Consider the following 8,981-nt stretch of genomic DNA (forward strand, 5'->3'; position numbering starts at 1 on the left):
CGGCGATGCCGGCCCGGCGCAGCCCGGTGAGCAAGGCCAGGGCGGCGGCCTCGCTGCCCTCGCCCACAGCCACCACCGCCACGGCCACGCCGGGCAGCGCCGGCTCCGCCACCAGCATCGCCAACCGCTCGATGCCTGCCGCCCAGCCGACCGCCGGCGTCTCCGGCCCGCCCATGTGGCCGATGAGGCCATCATAGCGGCCGCCGCCCAGCACGGTGCCCTGTGCGCCCAGGCTCTGCGTCACGAACTCGAACACGCTGTGGCGATAATAGTCGAGGCCCCGGACAAGCCGCGCATTGCGCTGCCACTGGATGCCGCTGGCCTGAAGGCCTTTCTGCACGCTTTCAAAGAAGGCGCCGGCTTCGGCGGTGAAATAGGCATCGATCTGCGGCGCCTGCGCCACCAGCGCCTGGTCGCCGGCATCCTTGCTGTCGAGGATGCGCAGCGGGTTGGTGTCCAACCGGCGCTGGCTGTCTTCGGAAAGCGCGCCGCGATGGGCGGTGAAATAAGCCGCCACCGCCGCGCTCCATGCCGCGCGCGTCTCCGGATCACCCATGCTGTTGAGCGTCACCACCACGTCATCCGCCACGCCCAGCTCGTCGAGCAGATGCTGGCCGAGCGCGATCACCTCCACGTCGGCGGCCGGTTCGCCGGCGCCGAGGATTTCGGCATCGAGCTGGTGGAACTGGCGGAAGCGCCCTTTCTGCGGGCGCTCATAGCGGAACAGCGGCCCCCAGGTGGCGAGCTTCAACGGCGCGAGCTGCTGCCAGCCATTCTCGATATAGGCACGCGCGATGCCGGCGGTGAACTCGGGGCGCAGGCACATGGCATCGCCGCCGCGATCGGTGAATTCATACATTTCCTTGGAGACGACATCGGTGGTCTCGCCCAGCGAGCGCGCGAACACGGCGGTGCTTTCGAACACCGGCACCTCGATGCGGCCGAAGCCGTGCAGCTTCCGCACCCGGTTGAACGTCTCGACAACATGATCGAAGCGGGCCGCCGCCTCGCCGATCATGTCCTGCGTGCCCCTCGGTTTTTGCGGCGCCTTGCTCATGGCGGCGGCAATAGGGCAGCGCCGGGATGCGCGCAACGCCCCCCTTCCCTCGCCCGCCCGGCTTCGCTAACCAGCCGCCATGCGCACAGCCCTGCTCCTCGCCACAGTCCTCCTTTCCACCCCGGTGCTCGCCCAGCGCTCGATGCCGCAGCCACTGCCCATCGTCGACATGGTGCCGGTGGCGCGCGATGTGCCCTTCCCCGGCACGCTCAGCGTGGCGGTGGATGCCACCGACACGGTGCGCGGCGTGTTCAAGGTGGCTGAAACCATCCCGGTGCCGGCCGATCTGGCGGGCAAGCGCATGGCGCTGCTGTTCCCCAAGTGGCTGCCTGGCAAGCACGCGCCGCGCGGCGAGATCGAGAAACTCGCCGGGCTGGAAATCCGCTCGGGCGGCAAGCTGCTCACCTGGAAGCGTGACCCGCTCGACGTCTATGCCTTCTGGGTGGAGGTGCCGGCCGGCGCCACCGCGCTGGACGTGAAGTTCGATTTCCTGTCCGCCACCGACGGCCCGCAGGGGCGCATCGTCGTCACCGCCGACATGATGAACCTGCAGCCGAACAGCGTCTCGCTCTATCCGGCGGGCTGGTTCACGCGCCAGATCCCGGTCGATCTCAGCGTCACCTGGCCGGCGGGCTGGACGGCGGCCTCGGCCCTGCGCGAAGCGGCCCGCGAGGGCAACCGCATCCGTTACCAGACGGTCGATTATGAAACGCTGGTGGACAGCCCCTTCTTCGCCGGCCGGCATTTCGCCAAATGGGATCTTGGCCAGAATGTTACGCTGAACGTGGTGGCCGACGAAGCCCGCTTCCTGAAGGCCACGGACGAACAGATCGGCAAGCACCGCAATCTCGTCACCCAGGCGGTGAAGCTGTTCGGCACCCGCCAGTTCGATCATTATGATCTGCTGCTCTCGCTCACCGAGAAGATGGGCGGCATCGGGCTGGAACATCACCGCAGCTCGGAAAACGGGGTGAACACCACCTATTTCACCGAGTGGGCGAAGGGCCCGGGCCGGCGCAACCTGCTGCCGCACGAGTTCACCCACAGCTGGAACGGCAAGCACCGGCGCGGCGCCGATCTGGTGACGCCCGATTTCCGCACGCCGATGCGCAATTCCATGCTGTGGGTCTATGAAGGCCAGACGCAGTTCTGGGGTTATGTGCTGCAGGCGCGCTCGGGCCTGGTGACGGTCGAGGAGACGATCGACCAGATTGCCGGCATCGCCGCCACGCTGGACAACCGGCCGGCGCGCGGCTGGCGCAGCCTGGATGACACCACCAATGATCCCATCATCACGCCGCGCGCGCCCAAGGGCTGGCTGAGCTTCCAGCGCAGCGAGGATTATTATGCCGAAGGCATGCTGGTGTGGCTGGAGGTGGATGGCGTCATCCGGCGCGAGAGCGGCGGCAAGCGCAGCATCGATGATTTCGCCCGCCGCTTCTTCGGCACCGGCGATGGGGACTGGGGCGTGAAGCCCTATGACTTCGACACGCTGGTGGCCGACCTCAACGCCGTGCAGCCCTATGACTGGGCAAGCCTCTTGAAGACCCGGCTGACCGAGAAGGCCGGCGGCGCGCCGCTGAAGGGCCTCGAGTATCTGGGCTGGAAGCTGGTCTATACCGACACGCCGACCGCGGCCTTCACCGACGGTTCGCGCGGCAGCCTCAACCTCGCCTTCTCGGGCGGGCTGGTGCTTGGCACTGCAGGCAAGGTCAACCAAGTTATCTGGAACAGCGCCGCGTTCGACGCGGGGCTGGCGGTGGGCGACACCATCATCGCCGTGAACCAGCGGCCCTTCAGCGACGACGTGATGAAGGCCGCAGTGACGGAAGCCAAGGGCGGCAGCGCTCCGATCCGGCTGACCGTGAAGACGGAAGACCGCATCCGCGAGGTGGACTGGGCGTGGACCGGCGGCCTGCGCTATCCGCGGCTGGAGCGGCTGGGCAAGACCGACGCCAAGAACCCGAGCGGGCTGGAGCTGCTGCTGCGCGCCCGCCCCTGATACTGGCCACAATTGAAGCGTGGACAAGCGGCCCCCGGCCCCGTAACCCGCGCCGCACACGACGACAGGAGATTTGAGGCCCATGCGTATCGATGCGATTCCGATCGGCGTTGCCCCGCCGCACGATGTGAACGTGGTGATCGAATGTCCGCTGGGCGGCGAGCCGGTGAAGTATGAGCTCGACAAGGCCAGCGGCGCGCTGTTCATCGATCGCATCCTGCACACGCCGATGCGTTATCCGTGCAACTATGGCTTCGTGCCGCACACGCTGGCCGATGATGGTGACCCGATCGACGCGCTGATCGTGGCGCGCACGCCGTTCATGCCCGGCTCCATCGCCCGTGTGCGCCCCGTTGGCGTGCTGATGATGGAAGATGATGGCGGCGGCGACGCCAAGCTGCTGTGCGTGTCCGTCAACAAGGTCTATCCCTATTATTCCGACGTGCAGGAATATACCGACCTGCCGAAGATCGTGCTCGACCAGATCGAGCATTTCTTCAGCCACTACAAGGATCTGGAACCCGGCAAGTGGGTCAAGTGTCAGGGCTGGGAAGGCCGCGCCACCGCAGAGCGGCTGATCCTGGAGTCGATCGAGCGCTACAAGGCTGAACAGGCCGGCACGCTTGCCGTGGAGCACAAGGAGCATCCCGGCGCGCCACGCTGAGCGCGGCTAGTGCGCAACGCGCAGCGTTGCACACAGACTCGCGCCAGCGCGGCCGGGCTGGCTGACGGGCCGCAGCCCGTCAGAACAGCTTCGACGGCGTGGCTCTGCCACGCCCTGCTTCCTGCATGTTCCTGACCAGAACGGACTCGGCGGCTTTGCCGCCGGCCGTGTCACCCCGCCGCCAGCGCCTTCAACGCCTCGCCATCGACGCGCATCACCGTCCATTCGTCCATCGGCCTGGCGCCAAGCGCCTTGTAGAAGCCGATGGCTGGCTCGTTCCAGTCCAGCACGCTCCATTCGAAGCGGCCATAGCCACGCGCCACACACAGCTGCGCCAGATGCACCAGCAGCGCCTTGCCCAGCCCGGCCCCGCGCGCCGATGGCATCACGAACAGGTCTTCCAGATAAAGCCCGGGCTTGCCAATCCAGGTGGAAAAATTGGTGAAGAAGAGGGCCAGGCCCACCGGCTCGCCATGCAGCTCGGCCAACACGCATTCCGCCACCGGGCGCTCCCCGAACAGGGCACGCTTGAGGTCGGCATGGGTCGCCTTCACCGCATCCGGTTCCTTCTCGTAGATCGCCAGCTCCACGATCAGGCGGTGGATGGCCGGGATATCGGCGGGCGTGGCGGGGCGGATGCTGTGTGTCATGGCGCGCCGCTGTGACGGCAGTTCAGGCGCGGCGCAAGCCTCTCAGCAGAATTGCGGCCGCCGCCAGCGTCCATGCCGACAGCAGCGCCAGAAGCGCGCGGGCCCAGTGGCCGTCGATCAGGCTGACCAGCGCCGCCATCTTGGCCAGGCCGACACCCAGCCACAGCGCCGCCATCATGCCCCGCCTCACAGCATCCGTCCCAGGGCCCGGAACATCCACATCACGCTGAAGAAGGCGAGGCTCACCGAGGGCACGGCGAACAGCCAATAGCGCGCCCCCCGCTCTACCCGATCGGGCAGCCACAGGCGCTTCAGCAGGAAGGCCATTGCCGCCGGTCCGGTGAGCGCCGCGATCCACGTGATGCGGTCCGCGTCAACGCCCAGCGCCAGCGCCTCGATCAACACTGCCGCAGCGCCGATGCCGAAGCACCAGGTCGCCACCGCATAGCCATAGGCCACGGCCTGCTGGCGCACCGGTTCTTCCACCCGGCGCGGGCGCGGGGGGCCGCCGTGCATCGTCTGTTACTCGGCGGCAACCGCAGCCGCGGCCGCGGCGTTGGCGGCCTCGATCTCGGCCGCCTTGGCCTCGACCAGACTGACGATGTGCTCGAGCATCCGTTCATCGTCGATCACGTGATCGGACACGCCGGACAGGAACACCGCGTGCCGGCCGTTGCCGCCGCCGGTGAGCCCAATATCGGTTTCGCGCGCCTCGCCGGGGCCGTTCACCACGCAGCCCAGCACCGACAGCGACAGCGGGGTGGTGATGTGGGCCAGGCGCCGTTCCAGCGCATCGACCGTCTTCACCACGTCAAATCCCTGGCGCGCGCACGACGGGCACGAGACGATCTTCACGCCGCGCGCGCGGATGCCGAGCGATTTCAGGATGTGATAGCCGACCTTCACTTCCTCCACCGGATCGGCGGAGAGCGAGACGCGGATGGTGTCGCCAATGCCGGCCCACAGCAGCATGCCAAGGCCGATGGAGGATTTCACCGTGCCGCCCTGCAGACCGCCGGCTTCGGTGATGCCAAGATGCAGCGGATAATCGCAGACTTCGGCAAGGCCGTTGTAGGCAGCGACGGCCAGGAACACGTCGCTGGCCTTCACGCTGATCTTGAACTCGTGGAAATCCTCGTCCTGCAGATATTTCATGTGCTCGAGCGCGCTTTCCACCAGCGCTTCCGGGCACGGCTCGCCGTACTTCTCCAGCAGATGCTTCTCGAGGCTGCCGGCGTTGACGCCGATGCGGATGGCGCAGCCATTGGCCTTGGCGGCGTTCACCACTTCCCGGATGCGTGCCCGGCTGCCGATGTTGCCGGGGTTGATGCGCAGGCAGGCGGCGCCGGCGTCGGCGGCTTCCAGCGCGCGTTTGTAGTGGAAATGGATGTCGGCCACGATCGGCACGCGCGCGGCACGGGTGATCTTGCCGAAGGCGGCAGTGGCTTCCGGCGTCGGGCAGGACACGCGAATGATGTCGGCCCCCACCTCCTCGCAGGCGCGGATCTGGTCGATGGTGGCGGCCGCATCCTCGGTCGGCGTGTTGGTCATCGTCTGGACAGCGATCGGCGCATCGCCGCCCACCGGCACCTTGCCCACCATGATCTGCCGGCTCTTGCGGCGGGTGATGTCGCGCCAGGGACGCACGCTCATGGCCTTCAGGCTCCTCGGATATGGTTGGCACCCTGCCCGGCACCCAATTGGCCCTGCCCGATAGCACAGGACGTCGCCCACGCAAGTCGCACTATCATCGCAGTCATGACGGACAAACCCATTGCCATCCCCGCCGCCACCGTGATCCTGGCCCGCGCCGGGCAGGATGGTGTGCCCGAGTTTCTATTGGTCCAGCGCGGCGAGAACATGGCCTTCGCCGGCGGCGCCCTGGTGTTCCCCGGTGGCCGGGTGGACCGGGTGGACGGCGGCATTGCCCGCAACCCCAACCTGGCGCTGGGCTTCGATGGCCTTGATGACGCGGACGCGGCCGCGCGCGTCGCGTGCGCGCGCGAGGCGCTGGAGGAAACCGGCGTGCTGCTGACCGAGGGCCCGCACCCGGATGCCGAAGCGCTGGCCATCGCGCGCTCGGGCCTTGCCAGCGGCCCCAACGAGGATGAGGCCTACAGCTTTGCCAATCTGCTGGGCGCCATGGGCCACCGGGTGGATGCCGCGCGCTTCATCCCCTTTGCGCGCTGGGAGCCACCGGCCGCCGCCCAGATCGCCCGGCGGTTCGACACGCGCTTCTATCTTGCCGACGCCGGTCGTTCGGCCAGCGCGGTGATCACGCCCGATGGCTTCGAGGCCAAGGCCCTGCGCTGGACGACAGCGGCGCGTGCGCTGGCCGATTATGAGGTCGGCAAGGCGGCGATGGTGTTCCCGACCTGGTGCAACATGCACCGCCTGGCCCAGTATCAATCGCTGGCAGCGCTGTTCGAACGTGTGGCGGCCTTGCCGGCGCCCTATGTGCAGCCGGCCTTCGAGATGATCGAGGGCGAGCCCTGGCTCACCATCCCCGAAGGCATCGACTATCCGGTGACCCGCGACCGGGTGAACAATCTGCGCCGGGAATGAGCGGGGGATTGCCGGCCTGCCAGACGTTGATAGCCTGCTCGCCTTCATCCGGAGACTGATCTGATGCGTATTGCCCTTGCACTGCTGCTCCTCGCTGCTGCGCCCGTCGTCGCACAGGATGCGGCGCCTGCGCCTGCCCAGTCCGCCGCTGGCCAGCGCCTGATCGCCGCTGATGCCAACAAGGATGGCAAGTGGAGCAAGGAGGAGTGGCTCGCCGCCGGCCGCCGCGAGATGGGCTTCAACCTGCTCGATGGCGACAAGGACGGGTTCGTCACCCGGCCTGAACTGTCCGAGGGCATGAAGCGCATGCGGGCCATGGGGATGGCGCCGCCGGCCGAATGAGGCCAGGCTGTTCAGCGTGGGCAGGCCGGTGCCGGCGGTGATTGGGCATTGGCGCTGAACTGCGCTGACGGCGTTGATCCGGTCAATATCAGCATCATGTCATAGCCCATGATGGTTCGCAGCAGGCCGGGATTGGTGGTTGGCCGGCCAAGGCCGCGCGTCGCGCGCAGCGGCCGTAGATCGATGAGCGTGAAGCCGCTGCTGGCCGCTGCTGCCATCAATGGTCCCAGATCGCGGGCATAGCCATCCTTGGCCGGCGCAGAATTGTAGGTGAGCGTGGCCGGATCGCTGACCGCGGTCAGCGCGCCCTCGCCCGGCACCACCAGCAGGCTGAAGCTGTGGCCGCCGTTCAACGCCGCCACTTCCGGCAGCAGCGTGCCCAGATCGAACACCTCGGTGGTGCTGCGTCCGCGCAGCAGGTGCGACGCGCCCATCTTGGCCATCACCTTGGGCGCCGGCCCCCTGCCAGTTGCGGCCTGCCAGTGCTGGATGAAGTTGCCGCGGATGAGTTCGGCCCGGCGCGCATTGGACTGCCAGCCCTGCCGGGCGAGGAACAGTGCATTGATCTCCAGCGTTTCCTCAAGCGTCTTCAAGATGGCGCTGGCTTGCGCGTCGCGGCCTGGCCAGGCTTCGCGCACTGCGCGCACCAGTTGCGGATCACCGCCAAAGCTGAAGATGCCGCTGATCTCCCCGGAGCGCCGGTGTCTGGCCCAGGCCGCATCTGATGCCGCAGCCAGTGCCGCCAGCGCCGCACGGGCTGCTGCCGGCTTGGGCATGGCGGCCAGCGCCTTGATCAACTGGCGATCACCCAGCACCTCGTAATCGACACCCCACAACACCGGCCGCGCGCCGGGCACGGCGCCGCGCACGTCGGCCAGCATATGCGCCTCCTCGCGCATGCCGAAAAAGGCCGGTTCGCCGCCCGGCTCGGCATAAAGGGCCGACAGGCCAGCCAGGCCGCCCTTGTGCAGGCGCGCATCGAGCAATGTTGCCATCTGCGGCGAAACCTCGATCACGAAGTGCTGATAACCTGCCGGCTGCAGCGCGCGGAACAGGGCGGCGGCCAGCTTCGGCCCTTCGGCGATGCCATGCTCTTCGCCCAGCAGGAAGAATTGCGCGGCCCGACCTTCCGCAATCAAGCGATCATAGGCCGGACCGGAAAAGCAGCCGTTGGACAGGGTCATGACGCTGCGGTGGACGGCTGCCGCCGTGGTGAGCAACTGATCGAGCGTTGGCGGCGGTGTCTCCTGGGCCACGGCCGGCGCCAGCGGGGCGGCCAGCGCCAGGATCAGTGCAAGTCGCATGGCCCATGTTGCCGCCATCTTCGGCCTCCCCGGTTGCACGCGCCATCACCATCCCCTAGCCCGGCGCGCCAAGTGATGTGCCTTTATAATACAGTCAGCAGCCGTGCAATGCCCGGATCAGGGCCGCAGCCCCCTGCCCTTGGCGCCCGGCTTCAGCCGGCGCTGCGCCAGGTTGACGAAGCGGCACATTTCGGCGCGCGTGTGGCGCGGATCGATGATGGCCTCCACACCGAACTTCTCGGCGGTGCGCAGTGGCGAACGCACACGTTCGAGCCGCTCGCGGATCTCGGCAAGACGCGCCGCCGGGTCGGGCGCGGCCTCCAGCTCGGCGCGGTAGGCCGCCTCCAGACCGCCGGCGATCGGCAGGCTGCCCCAGTCGCCAGACGGCCAGGCGAGG

10 protein-coding genes and 1 pseudogene are annotated in these 8,981 nt (G+C 67.9%); 4 read left to right on the top strand and 7 right to left on the bottom strand.

Translation table 11 applies throughout. The annotated features are described in order from the left end of the window. Positions 1-1,057, bottom strand: a 1,057-nt coding sequence (hisS, locus tag GJV64_RS07820) for a histidine--tRNA ligase (RefSeq protein WP_164156705.1), incomplete at its 3' end; no start/stop codon positions are given. 79 nt (positions 1,058-1,136) lie between these two features. On the opposite strand from hisS, the gene GJV64_RS07825 reads away from it, so the two are divergent. After that, positions 1,137-3,059 (top strand): M61 family metallopeptidase, encoded by a 1,923-nt coding sequence (locus GJV64_RS07825; protein ID WP_164156706.1) that lies wholly within the window; start codon positions 1,137-1,139, stop codon positions 3,057-3,059. Positions 3,060-3,141: 82 nt separating this feature from the next. Further along, positions 3,142-3,723: an inorganic diphosphatase gene (gene ppa, locus GJV64_RS07830; RefSeq protein WP_164156707.1), complete on the top strand. Its 582-nt coding sequence runs from the start codon at positions 3,142-3,144 to the stop codon at positions 3,721-3,723. Between the two features lie 170 nt (positions 3,724-3,893). Here the strand turns inward: ppa and GJV64_RS07835 are convergent, their stop codons facing one another. The 4 genes from GJV64_RS07835 to ispG are packed head-to-tail and all read right to left on the bottom strand — an operon-like array spanning position 3,894 to position 6,026. Beyond that, a complete protein-coding gene (locus GJV64_RS07835; protein WP_164156708.1) occupies positions 3,894-4,373 on the bottom strand; it encodes a GNAT family N-acetyltransferase in 480 nt (159 codons plus the stop codon). 22 nt (positions 4,374-4,395) lie between these two features. Beyond that, entirely contained in the window at positions 4,396-4,551 is a 156-nt protein-coding gene (locus GJV64_RS07840; RefSeq protein WP_164156709.1) for a hypothetical protein, read from the bottom strand. An 8-nt stretch (positions 4,552-4,559) separates the two neighbouring features. Beyond that, on the bottom strand, positions 4,560-4,889 hold the full coding sequence (locus tag GJV64_RS07845; RefSeq protein WP_164156710.1) for a hypothetical protein: 330 nt from the start codon (positions 4,887-4,889) through the stop codon (positions 4,560-4,562). Positions 4,890-4,895: 6 nt separating this feature from the next. After that, on the bottom strand, positions 4,896-6,026 hold the full coding sequence (gene ispG / locus GJV64_RS07850; RefSeq protein ID WP_164156711.1) for a flavodoxin-dependent (E)-4-hydroxy-3-methylbut-2-enyl-diphosphate synthase: 1,131 nt from the start codon (positions 6,024-6,026) through the stop codon (positions 4,896-4,898). Positions 6,027-6,131: 105 nt separating this feature from the next. On the opposite strand from ispG, the gene GJV64_RS07855 reads away from it, so the two are divergent. Together GJV64_RS07855 and GJV64_RS07860 are read left to right on the top strand one after the other, a co-directional pair. Continuing rightward, on the top strand, positions 6,132-6,938 hold the full coding sequence (locus GJV64_RS07855) for an NUDIX domain-containing protein (RefSeq protein ID WP_164156712.1): 807 nt from the start codon (positions 6,132-6,134) through the stop codon (positions 6,936-6,938). A gap of 63 nt (positions 6,939-7,001) precedes the next feature. Continuing rightward, a complete protein-coding gene (locus tag GJV64_RS07860) occupies positions 7,002-7,280 on the top strand; it encodes an EF-hand domain-containing protein (protein ID WP_164156714.1) in 279 nt (92 codons plus the stop codon). Between the two features lie 11 nt (positions 7,281-7,291). Here GJV64_RS07860 and GJV64_RS07865 read toward each other — a convergent pair whose 3' ends face one another. Both GJV64_RS07865 and GJV64_RS07870 read right to left on the bottom strand, forming a co-directional pair. Then, positions 7,292-8,584: a hypothetical protein gene (locus tag GJV64_RS07865; RefSeq protein ID WP_164156713.1), complete on the bottom strand. Its 1,293-nt coding sequence runs from the start codon at positions 8,582-8,584 to the stop codon at positions 7,292-7,294. Positions 8,585-8,701: 117 nt separating this feature from the next. Continuing rightward, positions 8,702-8,981: pseudogene (locus GJV64_RS07870) on the bottom strand (methylmalonyl-CoA carboxyltransferase); the annotation flags it as partial.

This window comes from Sandarakinorhabdus rubra (genome assembly GCF_010994245.1).
Taxonomy (GTDB): domain Bacteria; phylum Pseudomonadota; class Alphaproteobacteria; order Sphingomonadales; family Sphingomonadaceae; genus Sandarakinorhabdus; species Sandarakinorhabdus rubra.